Raw genomic sequence first — 23541 nt, forward strand, 5'->3', positions numbered from 1 at the left:
CTCCCGAATTTCCCAGGGCAATGCCAGGGTAGCCACGGGCCGGGCAAGCCACGGCCCCTACCACAGCGCAACAGGATAGTGCGGCAGAAACTTTCGGCGGCGGGAACGCTGCTTTTCCAAGGTAGGCCCGGGTATGGAAACCGCCCAGCTGTAGGGCCAGCTACCCAGGGTGGCCTGGTGTGGTGGCACAAATAGGGGCCACGGCAAGGGTCACGGGCCGAACAACAGCTTGACGCAGGTCCAGCCTCGTACCCAAAGGGAGGTCCTTAGGGGGGAACGCCCTAAGCGGGTTTTGGTAGGAACGTCCGATTCCCTAAGCGAGAGAGAATTGTGAGACATTTTGCGTCAGAAAGAGACGCAGCTTCGCAGAAATACTTGGTGTATTTCCAGAAGATGCAACGAATTTATGGCGTAAAAGGGCCACAAGACTCCGATGCTGTAGGGAATCGGAGGTTCCTTATTTTGGCCACTCAAAATGGACCCCAGCGGAGCGTCCCTGCCGGGGGCGCAAATTTGCGTCTGAGAAATATGAGAAGAGGAAAGCCCCTAGAGGGGAGACTTACCCCTCGAAATTGGTGATTACATATACATATCGGATGTTTTCCACATCCGCACTGGGACTCAGCACCGCCGAACGGCTGATGCCGTCGGCCTCGGTCTCGATGCTCTCCACCTGGCCCACCAGCAGGCCGCCGGGGTACTTGCCCCCCAGCCCCGAGGTGGTCACCTGGTCGCCGCTGATGAGCTGGGCGTCCTGGGGGATATAGGTCATGCGCAGCTTGCCCTCGCCCATGAGAGTAAAATCCCCCTGGGCCATGGCACTGTCGTCGGTGCGGGCCACTCGCACCCCCAGCTCCATGCCGGGGTCCAGCAGGGTGTCCACCAGAGCCCAGTTGGTGCCCACTTCCTTCACCACACCCACCAGATTGCCGTATTGGTCAATGACGCAGTCACCCGCCTCCACCTCCTGGCCGCTGCCCACGCTGATGGTGATCTGGTTGGCCCAGTTGGTGGTGGAACGCTGGATGACGGTGGCGGAGGCGTAGGTCCAGTCCGGGTGCTCCTGGGCCACTCCCAGCAGGGATTGCAGCCGCTCATTTTCCCGCAGGGCGTCCTGCCCCTCTCGCACCTGCTCCTCCAGGTCTGCCAGCTGCTCCTTCAGCTTCTCATTTTCCTCCAGCAGCTGGTCATACCCGGTGAGGCGGTCGTGCTGCCCCTGGAACCAGTTGGAGATGCCGGAGGTCAGCGACCCCACCGGGCGAGTGATAACCTGGAGGGCGTTGGTGATGGGGTTGGCCCCGGTGATGGCGGAGAGAATGGCCAGCAGGGCGGCCAGCAGCACCGCCGCCACCACCAAAAGCCCTCCGTTGTTCCGGAAAAATCCCTTCATAGTATCTCCTGTCCTCAGTGGTCGGCCATCTGGAACAGGTCCAGACCGAAGCCCGCCAGAATCCGGCTCAGCCGGAAGATGGGCAGGCCCACCACGTTGAAATAGTCTCCTTCAATGCCGGACACCAGCATGGCGCCCAGGCCCTGGATGCCGTAGGCCCCAGCCTTGTCCATGGGCTCGCCGGTGGCGATGTAGTGGGAAATCTCCTCCGGCTCCAGCTCCCGGAAGGTGACGGTGGTGCACTCGTGCTGGGTCACCACCTGGTCCCCCTGGATGACGGTGAGTCCGGTGTAGACGTAGTGGCGGTTGCCGCTGAGGGCAGAGAGCATGGCAAAGGCATCCCGCTGGTCGGCGGGCTTGCCCAGCACCGCACCCTCCAGGGCCACCACCGTGTCGGCGGCAATGATGAGGTCATCGGGGTCGGCGTGCCCGGCCACCGCCAGGGCCTTGCGCCGGGACAGCTCCTCCACCACCTGGGCGGGGGGCATGTGCTCCTCCACCGTCTCGTCCACCTCCGGGGAGGTGATTTTAAAGCCCCGCAGCCCCATCTGGCCCAGCAGCTCTTTCCGCCGGGGGGACTGGGATGCCAAAATAATGTCCATCTTAAATGGTTCCTCCTAACAATTATTCCACATCTCTGTAGTAGAGACCACGGGTGTAGGACGCGGGGGCAGCATCCCCCACGCCCTGGTAACGCCGCACCATGTCTACCACGGTGCGGGCATCCTCGGTGGTAAACAGCAGCTGCAGCCCGGACACCCCGGCCCGGAGGTAGTCCCCGGACTTGTCCGCCAAAAAGAGGGTGTCGGCGTTGAAAATCTCGTTGCGGCAGCCCCAGGCCTTGAGGACCGGGAAGCCCACCCCACGGCGGTCGGTGAGGGTGTTGCCGTTGCCGCAGCAGCATTGGCCCGCTCCCGCCTTCATGGCGCAGTTCTCGGTAATCATCAGGGGCAGGCGGCCATAGGCGATGAGCTCCACGGGCAGGGTCTTGGACAGGTCCCGAATCTGGGCCAGCTTCAGCTCAAAGGATGCGGTGAGGGAGGCAAGGCCCAGACAGCGGTATTCCTCCACGCTGTGGCTGTTGAACACCTGGAGGCCGTAGTCTCCGTGGAGGGTGAAGCCCAGGTTTTGGGCCACGTCCAGCAGGCCCAGGTTGCCCACCAGGGCATGGGAAATACCCCGCTCTTTGCACACGGTGAGCTGCTGGTTTAGGGTATCCAGCTCTCCGTCCCAGCAGATGCGGGGGAGCACCACCGCGGCCTGGATGCCGTGGGCGAGGATATCCGCCACCACCTGGGGGTGGCTGGCCGCTTCGTCGACAGGCAGGGCAATGCGGGCGGGCTGGGCCTCCAGCAGAGCCTCCGAGCACTGGTCAGCGCTGTGAAGGGTGACATAGAGTGCGGGAACCTGGGTGGAATTTGCCACCTTGGGCAGGGGCTCATAGGGGAAGTGCCGCCGTTGGGGCAGCGCCGTCCGCTGGGCGGAGAGCTGCTCCACGGCCTCCCGGCGCAGGGCGTTGAGGGCGGAGCGGGGCAGGGACAGACCCGGGCCCACCTCCACCTGGTACTGATCAATGCGGTACGGGGTGCCTCCGGTCTTGGACAGCTGGGCCGCCACATCCTCTGCCTCCAGGGCACGGGTGCGGGCGGCCTCCGGGGCGGGCCCGGTGACGGTGACGGTGTGGCCGTCCTGGTCGGTGAGAGTGAGGGAGGCGGGGGCGTCCGCCTGAATGGAGGCGGCCAGGGTCACGGGAATGAGCTGGGTGGGCTTATCATACCCCGCCCGGGCGGCGGCAAACAGCTCCTTGGGTTCCGGCTGTTGCTCCCGCACGCCAAACATGTGGGCGCCCTTGTCCCCCATAAAGTACCCGTCGGTGAAGCCCTGGCGGGAGAAGGCGGCGGTGAGCTGGGCCACCTCTTCCGCGGTGGGCTCCCGGCCCTCCCGCAGGGCGTCGGCATACACCTTGGTGACCACCCATACATATTCTGGCCGCTTCATTCGGCCCTCGATTTTGGCGCAGGCCACCCCCATGTCCTGGAGCTGGTTCAGGTGTCCGGCCAGGGACATGTCCTTGAGGGACAGGGGATAGCGGTCTGCCTTGCCCTTCCAGCCGTAGCTGAGGCGGCAGGGCTGGGCGCACAGGCCACGGTTGCCGCTGCGGCCACCCAGCACCGAGGAAAAGAAGCACTGTCCCGAGTAGCACATGCACAGCGCTCCGTGGACAAAGGTCTCAATCTCAATGGGGGAGTGGGCGCAGATGTAGGAGATCTCCTTGGCGGACAGCTCCCGGGACAGCACCGCCCGGGTGAGGCCCAAATCCGCACAGCGTTTCACGCCATCCAGGTTGTGAATGGTCATCTGGGTGGAGGCGTGGAGGTGCACGTCGGGGGCCACCTGACCCACCACCTGGAGAAGGCCCATGTCCTGGACCAGAATGGCGTCCACGCCCAGGCTGGAGGCCTCCACCGCCACCTGGGCGGCCTGGGCCACTTCCCGGTCGGAGGCCAGGGTGTTGAGGGTGAGGTACACCTTCACCCCGTAGAGGTGGCACAGGTGGATGGCCTCCTCCAGCTCCTCCCGGTTGAAGTTGCGGGCGTTGCGGCGGGCGTTGAAGGGGCCGTAGCCCAGATACACGGCATCCGCCCCGGCGTAGACCGCCGCACGGACGGCCTCGGGACTGCCGGCAGGGGATAATATCTCCATAGTATTCCTCCGTATTAGGGGCTTTCTGAAAAGTCGAAATCATTGACTTTCCCAACAATCAACGCCAGCTACTACGTTAAAAATGCTCGGAATCCATCCAGGATTCCTGTGCTTTTTGCCTTGTATCTGTCTGTTGCTTGTGGGAAATTCGGCGATTTCTTGATTTTCAGATACGCCCAGGGGTTTTCCTTACTTCTTGACGTTCTTATCCGGGCGGGGATGCTTGGCCTGGTGCAGCTCCAGCTTCAGCTGGGCGTTCTCCTCCAGCAGGTCCTTGATCTGCTGGCGCAGGTTGGCGCTGGACACCTTGTCCTTGGCATACTGGTCGGCGATGTTCAGACAGGTGAGCAGGGCGCAGTCCAGCTGGCTGATTTCGGTGCCCTCCTGGGTCTGGCGCATCTGCTCGTTGACGAAGTCCGCCACGCGGCGTACGTAGTCCTCTCCCTCTTCCGCCAAAAGCACATAGTTGTGCCCGGCTACGGTGACAGTGACACGATTTTGCATGGAAATTCCTCCTCGATTTTATCATTTCCAAGTACACAGCAGAGTGCCTGCTGACATTTTTACAGCATAGCTACGATACCATGACAGCGAAGCTGGAATGGTATCATGCCATGTCTTTTCGGTTGCCCCGTTAGGGGCGAGAAAAACGGCAATAGGAATCTTGGTATAATAACCGTTTTGCGGTTATTATACCACAACGGTGGAAAAAAAGGAATGAAAAAACTCCCAGATGTCCAGAGTTTTTCCCGTTTTTTCTTGTGAGTTGGGCGACAACAAAGGAGGCCTTGCGGGCTGGGAGATTTTGCGGTATGGTAGCATCAAGAAGAGGGAAAAGGGGGGAGACCATGGGCCGAGAGGAATTTCTAGAGCAGCTGTACCGGAGCATGTATGCCCCCCTGCTGCGCTACGCCCAATATGCCCTGGAGGGGGACGCCCTGCTGGCGGAGGAGGCGGTGCAGGAGGCCTTTGCCACCGCCTGGCGCAGAATCGATGTGCTCATGGGCAGCCCCAACCCCCAGGGCTGGATGATGGAGACCCTGAAACACGTCATCCAGGCCACCCGCAGGAGCCGGGACCGGGCCCGGTGGGCGGCCCAGGCGGCAGAGGAAGCCGGAGAGGTGGCGGTCACCGATGAGGAGGACTTGGACACCATCTACGGGGATTTGGTGGGCCAAGGGGCGTATGAACTGATGAAAGAGTACGCCTTGGAACACCAGAGTGTGGATGAGCTGGCCAGGGCCAGGGGTATCTCCCGGGAGGCCTGCAAAAAGCAGGTGCAGCGGGCCAGAAAAAAGCTGAAAAAATATTTTGAAAAACAACAAGAATAGGCACCCAAAAATCAGAGGGCTCCAGAAATCAAAAAAGCCCTCGGCAGAGTTTTCCCGCCCGCTGGCGGGAAAATAAATTGAAATTACGTATTTTCCCAGGACATGCGCATGGGAAAATACACTTCTCAGCCCGCCAGTGTGGAATTGGGTCGCCCTTTGACCCAATTATGCATGCAGCGGGCTGCATCCCCTCTCAAAAAATGAAAACATTTTTTGAGAAGGGTGTCCCCAAATGAGGGGCACCCGACATATACCAAGTGAAAGGAGGAGCCAGGTATGCGAAAGTCCCGGGACGAGCTGGCCCGGATGGGCAGCGAAGAACTCAAAGAAATTCTGCGCCTGGATTCCCAAGGGGTGGAGGAATACCCCACCGAGGATATTTTGTACATGCTGGAGCTGATTGTCCACCGGGAGAAGACGCCGGAGGAGATTCAAGCGGAGACGGCGGCGGCCTGGAGCCGTTTCCAGCGGGACTATCTCCACACCGAGAAGGAGACCCAAGCCCCTGTACACACCGAAAAAGTACTGTGGTGGAAGCGGCTGCCCCGAGGCCTGGGGGCCACCGCTGCGGCGCTGGTTTTGGCGTTTGTGGGCATGCTCACCGCCCAGGCCGCCGGATGGGTGGGGGGCGATCCCTTACAGGGCGTTCTGGACACCTACGGCGTCACCCAGGTGAAGGCCCCCACCTGGCTGCCCCGGGGGTGCCAGAGCCAGACCACGGAGCGGATTTATACCCTGGATCAGGTGTACTATCAGCTGAATACCACCTATGAATACCAGGGAAACACCATGGTTTTGGAGATTTCCAATGCAGATATCTCCCAAGCGGCCCTGGAAACCGTGGAAGGAACCGTGGAGCGCACCGAGATGTACGGACAGACCGTGTACATCCTGGAACATTCGGATGGTGTGACCGTGACGTGGCACAGCGGGCAGGTGGCCTGCTGCCTGGAAGGCCCCGAACAGGAGGTTTTAGTGCGAGTGGCGGAATCCATGTTGGCGTAAGGTGGCCACATGGAAGAGAAGGGACGTGAGACCATGAAAAAGAGAATGACTGCCATCAAACAGGTACTGATGAAGGAGGTCCCCGTCTGTCGCCTGGCCTTTTGGGGACTTGTGGTGGCGTTTTGTGTTTCCTGCTGCATCAACCTGGTCCAGCTGGACCGGTGGAATGCCAGCCGGGAGCTGAGCTTGGCGGGCTCTTATTCCACCAATGCCTATTGGCGTTCGTATATTGTGTTTGACAAAAATGGGAATTACTGCAAATACAACCAGAAGGAGGGCCTGCTGGAGGAGGGCACCTATGAGGCGTCCGGGGGGAATCAGTACCATTTGGAGGGAAATGCAGGGGAAAGCGGAGACATTCTCCTGGTGAAAGATGGGGTATATTACACCGACCAGGATGGTTCTCTCACCTATGCCTCCAAATTTTCCGATATTCCTACCTTTGTGGGCAATTGGACCCTGGAGTGGGAAGGCTGGTAAGAACGGACTAGGACACATGATTGTGGAGGTGAAGGAGTATGAAGAGCGAGAACAAATCCATGCGTGGATATGTGGCAGTCCTTGTGGTCTTTGCCCTGGTGGTAGTGGGCATTTTCGGCTATCGGGGCTACATCCACTACCGGGAGACCCATCCCGTTTGGCCGGATATGGCGGAGGTTTGGGAGGACATGAAGGATGTGCCCGAGGATGCCACAGTGCAGCAGCTGGATGAAATGGGGTATCGGGACATTACGCAGATTCAGCAGGAGGAGATAGAGGAAATCTCCAAGTTTTTCGATTCCACCCAGGAGACGGGAAAGCGGGTGCTGATTTTGGCCAAAGACACAGTGGAATATGGGCCGATGCTTCTGGTGTTTCAGCGCAACCTCACGGAGAAATTGGTGGCCCTGGACCCTGTTGTAGTGCGAGACGGAGGGGTGGTTGACGGCGGGCGGAAATACGACTTAAAGTGTGAAACTGTGGAGGAGGACGGCGTGACCCAGGTGTGGCTGCGTTGGCATCGGATCTGGTCCGATGAGCCGGAACAAGAGGACTGCCTGCTCTACAGCTACCGCTCTGCCCAATGAGTCTGTGAGTGAAAACGGGGCTGCTGCATCTTCGGGATGCGGCAGCCCCGTTTGCCTGCATGCCGGGCCCCGGCCCAGCATAGCATTTCTCTGGAACCTGTGGTATACTGGGGAAAATCATAGACCCACAAGGAGGAAACCCACATGAAAGCAGTGGTGACCAGAGTGAAAAACGCCCGGGTGGAAATCGACGGGGCGGTAAACGGAGCCATTGACCAGGGGCTGTTGGTGCTGTTGGGGGTGGGCCCCGACGACACCCCGGCCACGGCGGACAAAATGGCGGATAAAGTGTGCGGCCTGCGGATTTTCGAGGACGAGGCCGGGAAAATGAACCGAAATTTGGAGACAGTGGGGGGCGCTCTGCTGGTGGTCAGCCAGTTCACCCTCTACGCCGACACCTCTTCCCGCCGCCCCGGCTTCTCCGGGGCCGCCAAGCCCGACCTGGCCATCCCCCTCTATGAGCGGTTCATGGACCAGTGCCGGGAGCGGGGCTTTACCGTGGAGCACGGGGAATTTGGGGCGGACATGCAGGTGTTCTCCCAAAATGACGGCCCGGTCACCATCCTGCTGGAGCTGTAAGGAGGGAAACGTATGCCCACCATTCGACAACTTGACCCCCATGTGGCGGACCTCATCGCCGCCGGTGAGGTGGTGGAGCGGCCCGCCTCGGTGGTGAAAGAGCTGATGGAAAACGCCATCGACGCCGGGGCCAACGCCATCACTGTGGAGATCGCCCACGGGGGCATGGCCCTCATCCGCGTCACCGACGACGGCTGCGGCATCGCCCCCGACCAGTGCCAGACCGCCTTTCTCCGCCACGCCACCTCCAAGATCTCCTCGGAGTATGACCTGGAGGCCATCGGCACCCTGGGCTTCCGGGGGGAAGCTCTGGCCGCCATTGCGGCGGTGTCCCGGGTGGAACTGCTCACCAACCAGGGCCAGGGGCTGGGCACCGCCTTGTCTCTGGAAGGGGGACAGTTGGTGGAACAGGAGGAGGCGGGATGCCCCAAGGGTACCACCATGCTGGTGCGGGATTTGTTTTTTAACACCCCTGCCCGGCTGAAATTCATGAAGAAAGACTCCGCCGAGGGTGCGGCGGTGTTCGCTGTGGTGCAGCGGCTGGCCCTGTCCCACCCGGAGCTGTCGGTGAAGTTTATTCGGGACGGCAAGCAGGAACTGCTCACCCCCGGAGACGGACAGCTGAAAAGTGCCATTTACGCCGTGCTGGGCCGGGATTTGGCCCTGGGCTTTTTGCCGGTGAAGGGGTCCGGGGAGCACATGGAGATCTCCGGCTTTGTCTCCCTGCCCACCTGCTGCCGGGGCAGCCGAAGCTATCAGCACTTTTTCGTCAATGGCCGATACATCAAAAGCCGGGTGATGATGGCAGCTCTGGAGGAGGCCTACCGCAACCAGAAGATGGTGGGCAAGTTCCCGGGCTGTGTGCTCCACCTCACCGTGCGGCCCAACACCGTGGACGTGAACGTCCACCCCACAAAGACAGAGGTGAAGTTCCAAAACGAGCAGCAGGTGTTTTCCACCGTGTACCACGGGGTGCTGGCTGCTTTGAACGGGGACCAGAGCCGCCCCCAGGCGGTGGTCAAGAGCGTCCTGCCCCGGCAGGACACGGTGACCCCCAACCAGACCAGCCTCCACGACTTCACGGCGGTCACCGCATCTCATGGGACAGTCACGACGCCCCCGGTGGCGGCGCCAAAACCCCAGGCCCAGCCCTCCCCCTTCCGCCGGGTGACTCCGTTGGACACCCCCACGGTACAGGAGAAAAAAGCGGCCCCGGCTGCTTCCTCCTTTATCTCCCGGCCTGTGGTGCAGCGGACGGTGGTGGAGGAGAAGTCCGTCCAAGCCAGTGTTGCGGTGGAGACGAAACAGATTCCGCCCACCGTGGTAGAGGAGAAACCCAAGGCGGCGGCCCCTGTGGCAACCGCTCCCGCCCCGGTGGAGAAGGAGAAGCCCACCCCGGCTCCCCAGGTGGAGAAGCCAGTGGAGGCGGAGATTCCCATCCCCGTGGTGGAGCCAGAGCCGGAACCCGTCCCTGTGGAGGAGCCCCAGGAGCCCTGGGTGGTGCGGGGCGAGCTGTTCCACACCTATATCATGGTGGAGCAGGGGGACAAGGTGGTGCTCATCGACAAGCACGCCGCCCACGAGCGGGTGAATTTTGACCGCCTCAAGGCCCAGAACTACCGGCCCATGGTGCAGGAGCTGCTCACCCCCATCACCCTGACCCTGGGCCCCCAGGAGCGGCAGGTGCTGCTGGACGGCCAGGAGGTGCTGGAGGGCTTCGGCTTCCAGCTGGAGGAGTTCGGGGCAGGGAGCATCGCCGTGCGGGCGGTGCCCGACTACCTGGAGACGGGGGACGTGGAACCCACCCTGCTGGAGTTGGCCAAAAAGCTGCGCCTCACCGGCTGGGCGGACCCCAGCGCCGCCCGGGACGAGGTGATGCACACCATGGCCTGCAAGGCCGCCATCAAGGGGGGCCAGCGCAACGACTCCCAGGAGCTGGAGCAGGTGGCCCAGAAGGTCATGGCGGGAGAGGTGAAGTACTGTCCCCATGGGCGGCCCGTGGCCATCGAGCTGACCCGAGGAGAGCTGGAGAAGCAATTCAAACGGGCATAGCATAGGAGGAACACACCATGGCCTATCAACTGGAGGAAATCAACCGGGCAGTCCGGCAGGATAAGCTGGGATTTATGCAGGCGTGTGACGCGGAATACCAGAAAAAAGTGGAGCAGGCCGCCGATCTGATCTGCAAAAATATGAAGCTGAGCCCCGTGGTGCTCCTCTCCGGTCCCTCCGGGTCGGGGAAGACCACCACCGCCCATAAAATCACCGCCGAACTGCAACGGCGGGGCGTGGGCACCCACACCATTTCCATGGATGACTACTTTGTGCGCCGGGACCCCAGCACCGCCCCCCGCACCCCCGAGGGGGAGATCGACTACGAGTCCCCGGAGATGATGGACTTGCAGCTGCTCAGCCAGCACTTTGCCCAGCTCACCCGGGGAGAGGAGATTCTGGTGCCCCACTTCGAGTTTGCCCGCCAGATGCGCAACGACAGCAAGGCCAAGCCGTTGAAGCTGGGCAAGGATGAGGTGGCGATTTTTGAGGGCATTCACGCGCTAAACACCAAACTCACCGCCGGACACCCCAACGCCACCCGGCTGTACATCTCCGCCCGCAGCAATGTGATGGACGGGGAGGTGCTGCGCTTCAAGGGCACCTGGATGCGGCTGACCCGCCGGGCGGTGCGGGACTTCAACTTCCGGGGCACCGACATTGTGGGCACCCTGGATATGTGGGCCAACGTGCGCCGGGGAGAAAAGCTGTACATCTCCCCCTACAAGCACACCGCCCATATGCTCTTCGACTCGTCCCTGCCCTATGAGGTGTCGGTGATGGCCTGCTACGCCCGCCCCCTCATGGCGGCGGTACCCCAGGAGAACCAGCGCCGCCATGAGCTTTTAGAGCTGGTGCGGGCCTTTGACTGGTTCGAGACCATCGAGCCGGGACTGGTGCCCAAGGATTCACTGCTGCACGAGTTTATTGGGTGAGTATGAAATGAATAACGAATAATGAATAATGAATAACTGTGGTGTGCCTGCGGCACGGATTTCCATAGATCGGGCGTAGGGGAGGGGCTTGCCCCTCCCGAATGTCCCAGGACAATGCCAGGGGAGTGGCGGGCCGGGCAAGCCACGGCCCCTACCACCGTAGAGTAGCTTTTCCCGCCTCACCCGTTGTAACGGGGCACAAACTGTGGTAAAATAACCAAGTTACTTTGAACATGAGGAAAAAGTCTGCCCTCTGGGCAGACTGTATAAGGAGATGTTTCCATGAGTGAATGTACCCACGACTGCTCCAGCTGCAGTTCCAACTGCGGCGAGCGTCAACAGCCCCACGACTTCCGCAAGCCCTGCAACGCCCACTCCCACATCAAAAAGGTGATTGCCGTGGTCAGCGGCAAGGGCGGCGTGGGCAAGTCCACCGTCACCTGCTCTCTGGCCGCCGCCATGGCCGCCCGGGGCAAGAAGGTGGGCATTCTGGACGCCGATATCACCGGCCCCTCCATCCCCCGTGCCTTTGGCATCCACCAGCACGCCATGGGCACCGATGACGGCATCCTGCCGGTGGAGACCGCCGGCGGCATCAAGATGATGAGCCTGAACCTGCTCACCGACAACGAGACCGACCCCGTGATCTGGCGTGGTCCCGTCATCGCCGGAGCGGTGGAGCAGTTCTGGACCGACGTGGTGTGGGGCGAGCTGGACTACCTGTTCGTGGACATGCCTCCCGGAACCGGCGACGTGCCCCTGACCGTGTTCCAGTCCCTGCCCGTGGACGGCGTGGTGGTGGTCACCGCGCCCCAGACTCTGGTGGGTATGATCGTCACCAAGGCCGTGCGCATGGCGGAGATGATGAAGGTGCCCGTGCTGGGCCTGGTGGAGAACTACAGCTTCTTCCGCTGCCCCGACTGCGGCGGCGAGCACCCCATCTTCGGCGAGAGCACCATCGACGCCCTGGGCGCTGAGCTGAACCTGCCTGTGTTGGCCAAGCTGCCCCTGGATTCCGCTCTGGCCCGCGCCATGGACGAGGGCACCGTGGAGGGCTACACCCCCAATCCTCTGGCCCAGGTGGCCGCCCAGCTGGACGCTGAATGACAAATGTTCCAATCCGTGACGGTCCGCCGTCACGGATTTGGCATTTTCAGGAAAATTTTTCTGGGGTGCTTGTTGCCCACGTCGAAATCTGGTATAATGGGTCATACTGAACAGGCCCTGATTTTTCCAGAGAGAAATGGGGCTTCTTTGCATAGGATAATGGGCAAGGGAGGCGTGAGGATTGGAACGATGGATGTTGGAGAGCTCCACCGGGGCGCACATGGCGCAGCTGCGCATGCAGCTGGCCCAGATGACCGCCGCCAGTCAGCTGCTGGAGCAGTACGCCACGGATGAAAAGAGCCGCGCGTATCTGAGCACCATCAACCAAAGCGTGTGCCGCATGCTGCGTCTGGTGGGGCGGCTGGAGCTGGCACGGCGGCTCACCGACGAGGACGAGGTGCGCCTGCAAGTGGCTCCCTTGGATATTACCCGCTGGGGCACGGATTTGGCCCGGCGGCTGGAGGGGGCCTTGGCCGGGGCCAACGTCTCCTTTACCTGGGAGGTGGCGCCGGGGCTGTTCGGGGTGGCAGACGGCGGAATGCTGGAGCAGCTGGTGCTGGAACTGGTGTCCAACGCCGCCAAGACGGCTAGCCCCGTGAAGCTGACGGTGCAGCCGGGCACAGGGTCGGTGCGCATCACCGTGTCCGATCAGGGGCCGGGGCTGGATGCCCAGCAGCTGTCCGCCCTCTTTCAGCAGCCCCCTCAGGAGGAGCAGGGCATGGGGGTGGCACTGGCCCAACAGATCGCCCAGCTCCACGGCGGTCTGCTCATGGCGGACAGCAAGCTGGGCTATGGGGTGAATATGGTGGCGGTGATTCCCCTGCGGGATGGGATGCCGCCCCGCCGCCTGGAGACGCCTCCACCCCAGTGGGGGGACAACGGGTTGGACAGCGTCCTGGTGGGGCTCAGCGATGTGCTGCCCGCCCGGTCCTTTGCCCCGGATACACTGGGATGAGCGGTGCGGAGCTGCCTCGCCGGAAGCGGATGCGGCTACCCAACTACGATTATGGTACCGCTGGCTACTATTTTGTCACCGTATGCACCCAAGATAACCGCTGTGTGTTGGGCACGGTGGTAGGGGCCGGGCTTGCCCGGCCCGTTGCTTTTCCGGCATTGTCCTGGGGGATTCGGGAGGGGCAAGCCCCTCCCCTACGCCAGCAACGCAAGGAGTCGGCGGAAAAACGCAACACCAGCAAACGACCAGGAGCCTTCCATCGTGGAAGGCCCCTGGTCGTTTTTACCGGTATTTCCCCGTCCAGCGGTAGTGCAGGGGGTCAAAGAGCGCCAGCCCCAGGACGAAGAGGGCCATATAGAGCACGAACATGGTGTTGATGAGGTACCGGGCGTACACCTCCCAGGCGGGCACAAAGGGGAGGGTGACCCCAAAGACTATGCCCAAGAGGGGCAGGGAGGTGAGGCCGCGGAACAGGTAGTGAAACAGGGCGGTGAGCCGGGGCCGGGGGGAGATGTCCATCAGCCAGGGAAAGAGTTTCTCTCCGGGGGCCTGGCTGAGGTGGGCCTCCACATCCCGGAGGGTCTGCCCGGCGGAGGCCTCCGATAGCCGCCCAATCCAGACGCAGCAGAACCGGCTCAACAGCCAGAATATGGCGCAGATGACGGTGTTGATGACAAACAGGGTGATATCCATAACAGAACCCCCTTAATAGTCGCTCAGATACCCCAAATCATTGAGAAACCACTTCATCCAGGTGGTGTCGTACTGGGGGCAGTAGACATAAAGGATGTTGGTGCCGTCCCGCACCACGACGCCATAGTCTCCCTCGGTCTCCTGGGTGTAGAGGGTGTAGCCCTCCCCGGATTCCTCGGTAATGTCCGGCTCCCGGGCGGCCACCAGCTCATAGAGCTGGTGTTGCAGTCCTTGGGCCAGATCCTTGGCCTGGCTCTCCTGGGTCAGCACCAGATACTCCAGGTGCATTCCCTCTTCCTCCACTAAAAGGGCGCGAGATAAGTCAATACCAGGGTAAGTATCGGATAGCTGAACCAAAGCATCCGTTGGGGTAAAACCAGCTTCTACTAACTGGGCATACATGGTCAAATATTCTTTAGAAATCTGAGACTCATCCTGTTGTGTAGGTGACTGGGAGGTCTGGGGCTGGGTGGTGGTCTCCGGGGTGGAGGAGGACGGGAGGAACTTGGAGGACAGCATGGGGAGAACCAGGAATACCAGTACCACAGCCACCACAAAGAGTTTCTGGGTGTAGCCCCGGCGGAAGCGGCGGCGCTGGGCCACCTCCGGCTCGGCGGCCTCAAAGGGCCCGGCGTAGGGAATCTCCTCGTAGGGCTCCTCGGGGGTATCCGCTTCCTCCTCGTCGCTTTCCCGCTTGGGGCGGTAGGGCTTGTAGCGGGAGCTGTCGAAGAAGTCGGCGGTCTCCGCCTGAATGCGCTTGCCGTACATCACCCCCAGCAGGGTAAGAATGGCCCACAGAGCGATCATAGCCGCCCCCAGCACCCAGATATAGGGGTGGAGGCGGACGACCATCATCCCCACCCCTGCCAGGGTATAGAGGACGGCGGGCAGGTTGCAGAAATTGCAATACCGGGACATGGTGTAAAACTCTTGGGAGTGCCCGGAGCGCATCTCCAACCAGGGCCAGAGCTGCCGGTTACGGCTGCGGTGGGCATGGCGATTGCCCTCTGCCGTACTCCACAGATAGGTTCTGACATCCTCCGCCGTGACCCCGGCGGACATGTACAGGTAGCGGTAGAGGATGTGGTTGGAGATATGGGACAGGACAGACAGAGCAAAAAAGAAGATGAGAAAGGGTCCAATAGGCATAGAAATCATCGACCTCCTTTATGGCGAGAAACAGGTACAGGCGTACCATGCCGGGGGACATGATACGCCTGTGTATAAATCTGTGTGTGGGATTAGTAAGCGACGCCCCAGTACACCATGTGCTTGGCAGGCTTGCCGCACACGGGGCACACGTCGCCCAGGTGCTCCTGCTCCAGGGGGATGCAGCGGGAGGACACGCCCGCCACTTCCTTCATCTTCAGCTCGCACTCCTCGTCGCCGCACCACATGGTCTTGGCAAAGCCGCCCTGGGTGGCCATTTTCTCCTTGACCTCCTCCAGCGTGGAGCAGGGGTAGGTGTTCTCGTCCAGGTTGCGCTTGGCCCGGTGGAAGAGGCTCTGCTGAATCTCCTCCAGCAGGTTCTTCACGGTCTCCTCGATGTTGTCCAGGGAGACGAAGGTCTTCTCGCCGCTGTCACGGCGGGCCAGCACGCACTGGTTCTTCTCCATGTCCTTGGGGCCCAGCTCCAGGCGCAGGGGCACGCCCTTCATCTCATACTCGGCAAACTTCCAGCCGGGAGACTGCTCGGAGGCGTCCATCTTCACCCGGATGCCGGCGGCCTTCAGGCGGTCGCACACGGCCTGGTTGGCCTCGATGACGCCGTCCTTGTGCTGGGCCACGGGGATGACGATGACCTGGGTGGGGGCGATGCGGGGGGGCAGCACCAGGCCGTTGTTGTCGCCGTGGGTCATGATGACACCGCCGATGAGGCGGGTGGACACGCCCCAGGAGGTCTCAAAGGGGGTGTGCAGCTGGTTGTCCTTGCCGGCGAAGCTCACGCCGAAGGCACGGGCGAAGCCGTCGCCGAAGTAGTGGGAGGTGCCGGCCTGGAGGGCCTTCTTGTCGTGCATCATGCACTCCACGGTGTAGGTGGCCTCAGCACCGGAGAACTTCTCCTTATCGGTCTTGCGGCCCTTCACCACGGGCATGGCCAGGTAGTTCTCGCAGAAGTCGGCGTAGATGTTGAACATGCGCTCGGTCTCTTCCATGGCCTCCTCGGCGGTGGCGTGCATGGTGTGGCCCTCCTGCCACAAAAACTCCCGGTGGCGCAGGAAGGGACGGCTGGTCTTCTCCCAGCGCAGCACGGAGCACCACTGGTTGTACAGCTTGGGCAGGTCCCGGTGGGAGTGGATGATGTGGGAGTAGTGCTCACAGAACAGGGTCTCAGAGGTGGGGCGGATGCAGTAGCGCTCCTCCAGCTCCTCGCTGCCGCCGAAGGTGACCCAGGCGCACTCAGGGGCGAAGCCCTCCACGTGGTCCTTCTCCTTCTGGAGCAGGGACTCGGGGATGAGCATAGGCAGATATACATTCTCGTGGCCGGTCTCCTTGAACTTCTCGTCCAGAATCTTCTGGAAGTTCTCCCAGATGGCGTAGCCATAGGGGCGCAGGATGAACATGCCTTTGATGGAAGAATAGTCAATCAGTTCTGCTTTGGTGCACACGTCGGTGAACCACTGGGCAAAGTCGGCCTCCATATCGGTGATCTGGCTGACCTGTTTGCTTTTGTCTTGTGCCATAAAACTCTCATTCCTTTTTCAAATAATAAAGGTATCGTAACTATGTATTTTATGGGCCAGAGGGCAAAAAGTCAAGAGCAGAGCGCAAAAAGAAGGGGCTTTGACCCAACGAATCAAAGCCCTTTTGCGTGTATTTACAGTAGAGTTTCGCTAACTGCCCGTTCCACCCGCCGTGCGTTGGCCTCCAGGGCCTTGTAGATCTCCTCCGGCTGGTTGTGCTCCACCCCGGCCAGCATGGCCCGGAAGTCCGAGAGATTGGCCGAAAGGTCCATGCCGTGGGCGGCGTACAGGTTGCGCAGCAGCAGCTGTTGGCCCTGAATGGCCAGCATACTCTTGTCCAGACGGCGGTTGCCGCAGTGGACGTAAAATACCTCCATAAACCGGTGCACTCCCACCGCCAGCTGCTGGGGCGTCCGGGCGGCCTCAAATTCCGCCAGACGTTCCGCCAGGTGCTGGGCCAGGACCTGGTGGTCCTCCCGCTCCATGGACAGCCAGGCGGCGGCACAGTGGAGGGTGGTGGCCAGCTGGGTGATCTCCTCCACGTCCCTGGCGTCCAGGGTCAGCACCCGGGCGCCCACGTTGTTCTCGTAGGCAATGAGCCCTTCCTGTTGCAGGCGGTTGATGGCCTCCCGGATGGGGGTGCAGCTGACACCCAGGGAGTCCTGAAGTTCGTTGACGTTGACCCGGCTGCCCAGGGGCAGACGCAGGGAAATGATATCGCTGCGCAGACGATCGTAGACCTGATCCACCAGCGACCGTTTTTTGATGGAAGCCATGCGGATACCTCCCAATCCGTGGAACCCCCGCAGCAGGGGGCCACAATTGTTTCTTGCAGTATACAGGATAGCAGATTGGGCGGAGAAAGGCAAGAAAAAGGACGGGGGGTCCGGGGAAAAGTTCCAAGCGCCCCCCTTGTCACCGGAGGGAAAACGTGATACAATTTTCTATATGAAAACGATTTCACTCGGGAGGAGAGAGCGTCATGCGCATTGTCACCATCGGCGAAATTCTCATTGATTTGACCCAGACCGGATATAACCAGCAGAACATCCCCATGTATGCCGCCAATCCCGGCGGCGCGCCCGCCAACGTGGCGGTGGCGGCGTCCCGCCTGGGGGCGGACACCGCTTTCGTGGGCATGGTGGGCTCTGACGGCTTCGGCACCTACCTGGCCCAGGTCCTGGAGGAAAACAACGTCAGAACCCAGGGCCTGCGGGTGGGCCAGGGGGCTACCACCCTGGCGGTGGTGTCGGTGAGCGCCCAGGGGGAGCGCTCCTTCCAGTTCATGCGGGGCGCGGACGCCAACCTGACCGCAGACCAGGTGGACCGGGACCTCATTGCCGGGGCGGGTATTGTCCACTTCGGCTCGGTGAGCCTCACCGCCGACCCCGCCCGCACCGCCACCCTCCACGCCGTGGAGCTGGCCAAACAGCAGGGGGTGACGGTGAGCTACGACCCCAACTACCGGGCCGCTCTGTGGGAGAGCCAGGACCAGGCGGTGGAGTGGATGCGCCGCCCCCTGTCCAGCGTGGACATTTTGAAGCTGTCCGACGAGGAGATGGAGCTGCTCTCCGGCTCCAATGACCCTGAGACCTGTAGTCAGGTGATGGCAGACAAGGGCATCTCCCTGGTGCTCATCACCCTGGGTTCTGAGGGCGTGTTCTACCGATTGGGCGAGCACACGGGCGTCGTCCCCGGCGTTCCCACCAAGGTGGCGGACACCAACGGCGCCGGAGACACCTTCTTCGGGGCGGTGCTCAGCCGCCTGAGCCGCCGCGCCCAAGGAGCCCTGGAGGGCTTGACCCAAGAGGAGCTGGAGGAGATTCTCACCTTTGCCAACCGGGCGGCCTCGGTGACCTGCTCCCGCAGCGGCGCCATTCCCGCCATGCCTACCCTGGAGGAGCTGGCCCAGTAACACCAAATGAAACACCTGAAAGGGCCGAGAGAGGCGTTACGCCTTCCTCGGCCCTTTTTCTGTGTACTGCTGTTCCAGCTGGTCCAGCAGCTGCAAACTCCCCTCCGGGGAGTAAAACCGCTCCGCCGAGTCCAGGGTAGGGTGGGGCTGGGCGGTCTGGGAATGTTTTGGCCGACGGCGGTAGGCCTCGGGGGTCATGCCAAAGTGGGTCTGAAACATCCGGGAGAAGTAGCGGTAGTCGGAGAATCCCGATTCCATGCACACCGCCAGCATCCCCTTGTTGGTGGTGGCCATGAGGTGACAGGCGTGGTGAAAGCGCACGGTGGCCACATACTCCTGAAAGCTGTGGCCCAGCATCTCCCGGGCGAAGTGGGATAGGTAGCTCAGGGAGCGGCGCTCCTGCCGGGCAAAGTCGGACAGGCGGATTTTGTGGGCGAAATTTTCCTGTACAAAGGCCACCAGCCGCATGAGCCGGGCGCTGCGCCGCTCCCGTTCCGCCGCCTCCTGCTCCGTGACCTGGCGCACCGGCAGGCGGGTGAGGAGGAGATAGAGAATCTGGTTGACCCGGCCCAGGCAGTCCAGCTGGTAGAAGGGCGGGCGCTGGAGATAGCGGCGAAACAGGGCGATGAGGGAGGTTTTCAGCCAGGTTGTCTCATCTTCGGTCAAATGGGCGGCGGGAAAGATGGTCTCAGTGTACACCCGTTGGGCGGCGGGAAAGGCGGCGGGGTCCAACTGGAGGCACAAAAAGGTGCAGCTGCCCTCCACCTTGTGAAACTCATGGGGCTGGCCGGGGCTAAACAGCACCAGCTCCCCCGGCTCCACCCGGTGCTCCTGTCCGCCGCAGGACACCAGCAGCGGCTGGTCCAGCACCCACACCAGCTCCCAGTCCAGATGGATGTGGAGGGAGCGGTGGTCCAGGGTGTTGAAAAACAGATGGACGCCCCCCAGGTGGGGATGTTGGACAATTTCCAGGGTCGCCACAGGCCACACCTCCCAAATCGTAAATTTGTATAAGAAATTGTACTCGCCTTGGGGAGAAAATGCAATGGGGTTGTCCGGTTCGAATGGAGAGAAAGCAGTGAGTATACACCAAATAAGTTCGTAAAATTTCAAAACTGACGAAACGGACAAAAGAGGAATGCCCAAAATGTGCACAACGGATAATATACAAAAATAGCACATTTGTCTAATCACCACAGCAAACTAGTCAAGGACGGCAGGGGGCGGGGGTGGTATGGTAACAGCAGAATGTAACGCAAAGACCGGGAGGCGAGAGACCTTGTACTATATTGGCATTGATTTGGGCACGTCCGCCTGCAAATTCCTGCTGGTGGATGGGGCGGGAACGGTGTGCCGCACGGTGAGCCGGGACTACCCCCTGTATTTTCCCCAGCCTGGCTGGAGTGAACAGAACCCCCAGGACTGGTGGACGGCCTGTATGTCCGGCATCCCTCAGCTGCTGGAGGGGGTGGACCCCGCCCAGGTGGCGGGCATCGGGGTGGGGGGCCAGATGCACGGCCTGGTGGCCCTGGATGACCAGGGGCAGGTGCTGCGCCCCGCCATTTTGTGGAACGATGGCCGCACTGCCCCCCAGGTGGACTGGCTCAACCACCAGGTGGGCCGGGAGGTGCTCAGCCGCCACACCGCCAACATCGCCTTTGCGGGCTTCACCGCCCCCAAGCTGCTGTGGATGGCCCAGAATGAGCCGGATTTGTTCGCCCGCATCCACAAAATCCTCCTGCCCAAGGACTACCTGGTGTACTGCCTCACCGGAGAGTACGCCACCGACTACTCCGACGCCTCGGGGACGCTGCTGCTGGACGTGGAGCACAAGACCTGGAGCCGGGAGATGTTGGAGCTGTGCCACCTGAGGGAGGACCAGATGCCCACCCTCCACGAGAGCTGGGAGCGGGTGGGGGCTCTGCGGGAGGACGTGGCCCAGGCCCTGGGGCTGTCCCCCAATACCCTGGTGTGCGCCGGGGCAGGGGACAACGCCGCCGCCGCGGTGGGCACCCAAACCGTGGGGGACGGCAAGTGCAACATCAGCTTGGGCACCTCCGGCACCATTTTCATCTCCTCCACCCAGTTCCGGGTGGACCCCAACAACGCCCTTCACGCCTTTGCCCACGCCGACGGGGGCTGGCACCTCATGGGGTGTATGCTGTCGGCGGCCTCCTGCAACGCCTGGTGGTGTGACAACATCCTGGGTACCTCGGACTACGCCGCCCAACAGGCCCCCATTTCCCAGGACAAGCTGGGGCGGGGCCACGTGTATTTCCTCCCCTATCTCATGGGGGAGCGCAGCCCCATCAACGACACCGACGCCCGGGGCGTGTTTTGGGGCTTAACCATGGACACCACCCGGGCGGACATGACCCAGGCGGTGCTGGAGGGGGTGGCCTTCGCCATCCGGGACTCCCTGGAGGTGGCCCGTAGCCTGGGACTGAACATTCCCCGGTCCGGCCTGTGCGGCGGGGGCAGCAAGTCGCCGTTGTGGCGCACGATTCTCTCCAACGTCCTGGGCATTCCCCTGGACACCATGGCCACCGAGCAGGGGCCGGGGTATGGAGCCGCCATACTGGCCATGGTGTGCTGCGGAGCCTTTGACAGTGTCCAGCAGGCCGCCCAGGCCCTGGTGCAGGTGAAGGACACCGTGGAGCCCCAGCCGGAGCTGGTGGCCCGGTATGAGGCCAAATATCAGAAGTTCCGCCAGATCTATCCCGCCTGCCGGGGGCTGTTTGCCACCCTGGCCCAAGACTAAGAGTATATTTTGAACCTGTAAGGAGGGTTTTTATCATGTTTGACAATATTCCTGAGGTAAAGCTGGGCTTAATCGCCGTGTCCCGCTCCTGTTTCCCCGCCGCTCTCTCGGAGCGCCGCCGGGCCGCCCTGGTGGCCGCCTATGGGGAGGGCGTGTATGAGTGCCCCGTCACCGTGGAGACCGAGCTGGACGCCCGGGCCGCCGTGGACGACGTGAAGGGGGCCGGGGTCAACGCTCTGGTGGTGTTTTTGGGCAACTTCGGCCCCGAGACCCCGGAGACCCTCATTGGCGAGTGGTTTGACGGCCCTGTGATGTATGTGGCCGCCGCCGAGGGAGACGGCGACCTCCACGATGGCCGTGGCGATGCCTACTGCGGCATGCTCAACTGTTCCTATAACCTGGGGCTGCGGGGTCTGCGGGCCTACATCCCCGAGTACCCCGTGGGCACCGCCCAGGACCTGGCCCACGCCATGGCGGAGTTTGTCCCCATTGCCCGGGCCATTCTGGGCCTCAAGGGTCTGAAAGTCATCACCTTTGGCCCCCGTCCCGACGATTTCCTGGCCTGCAACGCCCCCATCAAGGCCCTGTACGACCTGGGCGTGGCGGTGGAGGAGAACTCCGAGCTGGACCTGTTGGTGGCCTACCACAAGCACGCCGACGACCCCCGCATCCCCGCCAAGATGGCGGAGATGGAGGCGGAGCTGGGGGACCACAACCCCTACGCCGGCATTCTGCCCCGTCTGGCCCAGTATGAGCTGACCCTGGAGGACTGGGCCCGGGACCACAAGGGCACCCGGCAGTATGTGGCCTTTGCCAACAAGTGCTGGCCCGCCTTCCAGACCGAGTTCAAGTTCGTGCCCTGCTACGTCAACAGCCGCCTGGCCGCCCGGGGCATCCCCGTGGCCTGCGAGGTGGATATCTACGGGGCCCTGTCCGAGTACATCGGGGTGTGCGTCTCCGGTGGGCCCACCACCCTGCTGGACATCAACAACACCGTGCCCCAGTCCATGTATGACCAGTGCGTGCGGGGCAAGTATGACGTGCGCCTGAACGAGACCTTCATGGGCTTCCACTGCGGCAACACCAGCTGTTCCCTGCTGAAAAATCCCCACATGGGCTATCAGCTCATCATGAAGCGGGACCTGGAGCCCGAGCTGGCCGAGCCGGACATCACCCGTGGCACCATGGAGGGCAACATCAAGGCCGGAGATATCACCTTCTTCCGCCTCCAGAGCACCGCCGACACCCAGCTGCGGGCCTACATCGCCCAGGGCCAGGTGATGGATGTGGACTGCCAGAGTTTCGGCTCCATCGGCGCCTTTGCCATCCCGGAGATGGACCGCTTCTACCGCCATGTGCTGCTGGCCAAGCGCTATCCCCACCACGGGGCTGTGGCCTTCGGCCACCACGGCAAGGCCCTGTACGAGGTGTTCAAGTACCTGGGTGTGGGGGATATCGCCTATAACCAGCCCAAGAGCCTGCCCTATCCCGACGAGAACCCCTTCGCCTGAGAGAACAGAAAAAACATCCACATGGACCCAGGTCCATGTGGATGTTTTTTGCTTATTCTTGGGTGTATCCGGCCAAAAACTGCCGGGTGCGCTCCTCTTGGGGGTTCTCGATGACCTGTCGGGCGGGGCCTCGCTCCACAATGAGCCCCCCATCCATGAACATCACCTCGTCGGCCACGTCCCGGGCGAAGGCCATCTCGTGGGTGACGATGATCATGGTGGTCTTTTGCTCCACCAGGCCCCGGATGACCCGCAGCACCTCCCCAGTGAGCTCCGGGTCCAGGGCGGAGGTGGGCTCGTCAAAGCACAGGATATCCGGCTTCAGGGCCAGAGCCCGGGCGATGGCCACCCGCTGCTGCTGGCCGCCGGAGAGCTGGCTGGGGTAGTGGCTTGCCCGCTGCTCCAGGCCCATTTTGGTGAGCAACTCCAGGCCCTCCTGCTGAATCTCCTCCAAAATGGCCTTTTTGTTGGCCTTGAAGTCGGGCCGCTCCCGGGCCAGCAGCTCCTTGGCCAGGGTCACGTTTTTCAGGGCTGTATACTGGGGAAACAGGTTGAAGGACTGAAACACCATGCCGAAGTGGAGGCGTTTTTTGCGAATTTCGGCATCGGTCTGGCTGCGGCGGTTGGCGGCGTCAAAGATGACGTTGCCTCCCACCGAGATGGTGCCCTGATCCGGGGTCTCCAGGAAGTTCAGGCACCGCAGCAGGGTGGTCTTGCCGCTGCCCGAGGAGCCGATGATGGCCAGGGCCTTGCCCTGCTCCAGGTCAAAGCTGATATCCTCCAGCACCCGGGTGGAGCCAAAGTGTTTTTCCAGGTTGTTTACCTCTAAGATTGCCATATGTCACACCCGCCT

At 61.9% G+C, this 23541-nt stretch carries 22 protein-coding genes; 12 read left to right on the forward strand and 10 right to left on the reverse strand.

Annotated elements, in window-relative coordinates:
* Positions 1–559: 559 nt before the first annotated feature.
* The 4 genes from mreC to B5F22_RS09635 all read right to left on the reverse strand — a co-directional run bounded on the left by mreC (position 560) and on the right by B5F22_RS09635 (position 4597).
* The gene (gene mreC / locus B5F22_RS09620; protein ID WP_087233196.1) at positions 560–1390 is read right to left on the reverse strand and encodes a rod shape-determining protein MreC; all 831 of its coding nucleotides are present in this window, start codon (positions 1388–1390) and stop codon (positions 560–562) included.
* A 14-nt stretch (positions 1391–1404) separates the two neighbouring features.
* Complete coding sequence (locus B5F22_RS09625; RefSeq protein WP_087233193.1) at positions 1405–1992, reverse strand: Maf family protein; 588 nt, start codon at positions 1990–1992, stop codon at positions 1405–1407.
* A gap of 22 nt (positions 1993–2014) precedes the next feature.
* A complete protein-coding gene (locus B5F22_RS09630; protein WP_087392393.1) occupies positions 2015–4093 on the reverse strand; it encodes a U32 family peptidase in 2079 nt (692 codons plus the stop codon).
* A 189-nt stretch (positions 4094–4282) separates the two neighbouring features.
* On the reverse strand, positions 4283–4597 hold the full coding sequence (locus B5F22_RS09635) for a cell division protein ZapA (RefSeq protein WP_087392394.1): 315 nt from the start codon (positions 4595–4597) through the stop codon (positions 4283–4285).
* Between the two features lie 344 nt (positions 4598–4941).
* On the opposite strand from B5F22_RS09635, the gene B5F22_RS09640 reads away from it, so the two are divergent.
* The 9 genes from B5F22_RS09640 (at position 4942) to B5F22_RS09680 (ending at position 13124) form a co-directional block, all read left to right on the forward strand.
* On the forward strand, positions 4942–5424 hold the full coding sequence (locus B5F22_RS09640) for a sigma-70 family RNA polymerase sigma factor (RefSeq protein WP_158096680.1): 483 nt from the start codon (positions 4942–4944) through the stop codon (positions 5422–5424).
* A gap of 276 nt (positions 5425–5700) precedes the next feature.
* Positions 5701–6429, forward strand: coding sequence for a DUF4367 domain-containing protein (locus tag B5F22_RS09645; protein WP_087392396.1), 729 nt, complete (start codon positions 5701–5703; stop codon positions 6427–6429).
* A gap of 9 nt (positions 6430–6438) precedes the next feature.
* Positions 6439–6909 carry a hypothetical protein gene (locus B5F22_RS09650; protein ID WP_087392397.1) on the forward strand — a complete coding sequence of 157 codons (471 nt, stop codon included), beginning with the start codon at positions 6439–6441 and terminating at the stop codon, positions 6907–6909.
* A gap of 38 nt (positions 6910–6947) precedes the next feature.
* Positions 6948–7496, forward strand: a complete 549-nt coding sequence (locus B5F22_RS09655) for a hypothetical protein (protein WP_087392398.1) — start codon at positions 6948–6950, stop codon at positions 7494–7496.
* A 144-nt stretch (positions 7497–7640) separates the two neighbouring features.
* Positions 7641–8075: a D-aminoacyl-tRNA deacylase gene (gene dtd / locus B5F22_RS09660; RefSeq protein WP_087392399.1), complete on the forward strand. Its 435-nt coding sequence runs from the start codon at positions 7641–7643 to the stop codon at positions 8073–8075.
* Positions 8076–8087: 12 nt separating this feature from the next.
* Positions 8088–10127 carry a DNA mismatch repair endonuclease MutL gene (gene mutL / locus B5F22_RS09665; RefSeq protein ID WP_087392400.1) on the forward strand — a complete coding sequence of 680 codons (2040 nt, stop codon included), beginning with the start codon at positions 8088–8090 and terminating at the stop codon, positions 10125–10127.
* 17 nt (positions 10128–10144) lie between these two features.
* Positions 10145–11062 carry a nucleoside kinase gene (locus B5F22_RS09670; RefSeq protein ID WP_087233165.1) on the forward strand — a complete coding sequence of 306 codons (918 nt, stop codon included), beginning with the start codon at positions 10145–10147 and terminating at the stop codon, positions 11060–11062.
* Between the two features lie 282 nt (positions 11063–11344).
* A complete protein-coding gene (locus B5F22_RS09675; protein ID WP_087392401.1) occupies positions 11345–12169 on the forward strand; it encodes an Mrp/NBP35 family ATP-binding protein in 825 nt (274 codons plus the stop codon).
* A 181-nt stretch (positions 12170–12350) separates the two neighbouring features.
* Positions 12351–13124 (forward strand): HAMP domain-containing sensor histidine kinase, encoded by a 774-nt coding sequence (locus B5F22_RS09680; protein WP_143482230.1) that lies wholly within the window; start codon positions 12351–12353, stop codon positions 13122–13124.
* A gap of 282 nt (positions 13125–13406) precedes the next feature.
* Here the strand turns inward: B5F22_RS09680 and B5F22_RS12070 are convergent, their stop codons facing one another.
* From B5F22_RS12070 to B5F22_RS09705, 4 genes are all read right to left on the reverse strand, one after another.
* Positions 13407–13817: a hypothetical protein gene (locus B5F22_RS12070; protein ID WP_143482231.1), complete on the reverse strand. Its 411-nt coding sequence runs from the start codon at positions 13815–13817 to the stop codon at positions 13407–13409.
* A gap of 12 nt (positions 13818–13829) precedes the next feature.
* Positions 13830–14966, reverse strand: a complete 1137-nt coding sequence (locus B5F22_RS09695) for a hypothetical protein (RefSeq protein ID WP_087392404.1) — start codon at positions 14964–14966, stop codon at positions 13830–13832.
* Between the two features lie 92 nt (positions 14967–15058).
* The gene (gene proS, locus B5F22_RS09700) at positions 15059–16501 is read right to left on the reverse strand and encodes a proline--tRNA ligase (protein ID WP_087392405.1); all 1443 of its coding nucleotides are present in this window, start codon (positions 16499–16501) and stop codon (positions 15059–15061) included.
* A gap of 134 nt (positions 16502–16635) precedes the next feature.
* Complete coding sequence (locus B5F22_RS09705) at positions 16636–17277, reverse strand: GntR family transcriptional regulator (RefSeq protein WP_087392406.1); 642 nt, start codon at positions 17275–17277, stop codon at positions 16636–16638.
* A gap of 206 nt (positions 17278–17483) precedes the next feature.
* Between B5F22_RS09705 and B5F22_RS09710 the strand changes: the two genes are divergently transcribed.
* The gene (locus tag B5F22_RS09710; protein ID WP_087392407.1) at positions 17484–18416 is read left to right on the forward strand and encodes a carbohydrate kinase; all 933 of its coding nucleotides are present in this window, start codon (positions 17484–17486) and stop codon (positions 18414–18416) included.
* Between the two features lie 36 nt (positions 18417–18452).
* Here B5F22_RS09710 and B5F22_RS09715 read toward each other — a convergent pair whose 3' ends face one another.
* Positions 18453–19397 (reverse strand): AraC family transcriptional regulator, encoded by a 945-nt coding sequence (locus tag B5F22_RS09715; RefSeq protein WP_158096681.1) that lies wholly within the window; start codon positions 19395–19397, stop codon positions 18453–18455.
* Between the two features lie 298 nt (positions 19398–19695).
* On the opposite strand from B5F22_RS09715, the gene xylB reads away from it, so the two are divergent.
* Together xylB and B5F22_RS09725 are read left to right on the forward strand one after the other, a co-directional pair.
* Positions 19696–21177 (forward strand): xylulokinase, encoded by a 1482-nt coding sequence (gene xylB, locus B5F22_RS09720; protein WP_087392409.1) that lies wholly within the window; start codon positions 19696–19698, stop codon positions 21175–21177.
* Positions 21178–21212: 35 nt separating this feature from the next.
* The gene (locus tag B5F22_RS09725) at positions 21213–22688 is read left to right on the forward strand and encodes a fucose isomerase (protein WP_087392410.1); all 1476 of its coding nucleotides are present in this window, start codon (positions 21213–21215) and stop codon (positions 22686–22688) included.
* 52 nt (positions 22689–22740) lie between these two features.
* Here B5F22_RS09725 and B5F22_RS09730 read toward each other — a convergent pair whose 3' ends face one another.
* On the reverse strand, positions 22741–23526 hold the full coding sequence (locus B5F22_RS09730; protein ID WP_087392411.1) for an amino acid ABC transporter ATP-binding protein: 786 nt from the start codon (positions 23524–23526) through the stop codon (positions 22741–22743).
* Positions 23527–23541: the final 15 nt, after the last annotated feature.

The organism is Pseudoflavonifractor sp. An187 (assembly GCF_002160275.1).
GTDB lineage: Bacteria > Bacillota > Clostridia > Oscillospirales > Oscillospiraceae > Enterenecus > Enterenecus faecium.

Bases quoted from the DNA above. Each gene is read 5' to 3' on its own strand.
- mutL (WP_087392400.1), top strand. From the start codon at position 8,088: ATGCCCACCATTCGACAACTTGACCCCCATGTGGCGGACCTCATCGCC.
- B5F22_RS09710 (WP_087392407.1), top strand. From the start codon at position 17,484: ATGCGCATTGTCACCATCGGCGAAATTCTCATTGATTTGACCCAGACC.
- B5F22_RS09695 (WP_087392404.1), bottom strand. From the start codon at position 14,966: ATGCCTATTGGACCCTTTCTCATCTTCTTTTTTGCTCTGTCTGTCCTG.
- dtd (WP_087392399.1), top strand. From the start codon at position 7,641: ATGAAAGCAGTGGTGACCAGAGTGAAAAACGCCCGGGTGGAAATCGAC.
- B5F22_RS12070 (WP_143482231.1), bottom strand. From the start codon at position 13,817: ATGGATATCACCCTGTTTGTCATCAACACCGTCATCTGCGCCATATTC.
- B5F22_RS09630 (WP_087392393.1), bottom strand. From the start codon at position 4,093: ATGGAGATATTATCCCCTGCCGGCAGTCCCGAGGCCGTCCGTGCGGCG.
- B5F22_RS09725 (WP_087392410.1), top strand. From the start codon at position 21,213: ATGTTTGACAATATTCCTGAGGTAAAGCTGGGCTTAATCGCCGTGTCC.
- B5F22_RS09670 (WP_087233165.1), top strand. From the start codon at position 10,145: ATGGCCTATCAACTGGAGGAAATCAACCGGGCAGTCCGGCAGGATAAG.
- B5F22_RS09640 (WP_158096680.1), top strand. From the start codon at position 4,942: ATGGGCCGAGAGGAATTTCTAGAGCAGCTGTACCGGAGCATGTATGCC.
- B5F22_RS09650 (WP_087392397.1), top strand. From the start codon at position 6,439: ATGGAAGAGAAGGGACGTGAGACCATGAAAAAGAGAATGACTGCCATC.
- proS (WP_087392405.1), bottom strand. From the start codon at position 16,501: ATGGCACAAGACAAAAGCAAACAGGTCAGCCAGATCACCGATATGGAG.
- B5F22_RS09645 (WP_087392396.1), top strand. From the start codon at position 5,701: ATGCGAAAGTCCCGGGACGAGCTGGCCCGGATGGGCAGCGAAGAACTC.
- B5F22_RS09730 (WP_087392411.1), bottom strand. From the start codon at position 23,526: ATGGCAATCTTAGAGGTAAACAACCTGGAAAAACACTTTGGCTCCACC.
- B5F22_RS09705 (WP_087392406.1), bottom strand. From the start codon at position 17,277: ATGGCTTCCATCAAAAAACGGTCGCTGGTGGATCAGGTCTACGATCGT.
- B5F22_RS09675 (WP_087392401.1), top strand. From the start codon at position 11,345: ATGAGTGAATGTACCCACGACTGCTCCAGCTGCAGTTCCAACTGCGGC.
- B5F22_RS09625 (WP_087233193.1), bottom strand. From the start codon at position 1,992: ATGGACATTATTTTGGCATCCCAGTCCCCCCGGCGGAAAGAGCTGCTG.
- B5F22_RS09655 (WP_087392398.1), top strand. From the start codon at position 6,948: ATGAAGAGCGAGAACAAATCCATGCGTGGATATGTGGCAGTCCTTGTG.
- B5F22_RS09635 (WP_087392394.1), bottom strand. From the start codon at position 4,597: ATGCAAAATCGTGTCACTGTCACCGTAGCCGGGCACAACTATGTGCTT.
- mreC (WP_087233196.1), bottom strand. From the start codon at position 1,390: ATGAAGGGATTTTTCCGGAACAACGGAGGGCTTTTGGTGGTGGCGGCG.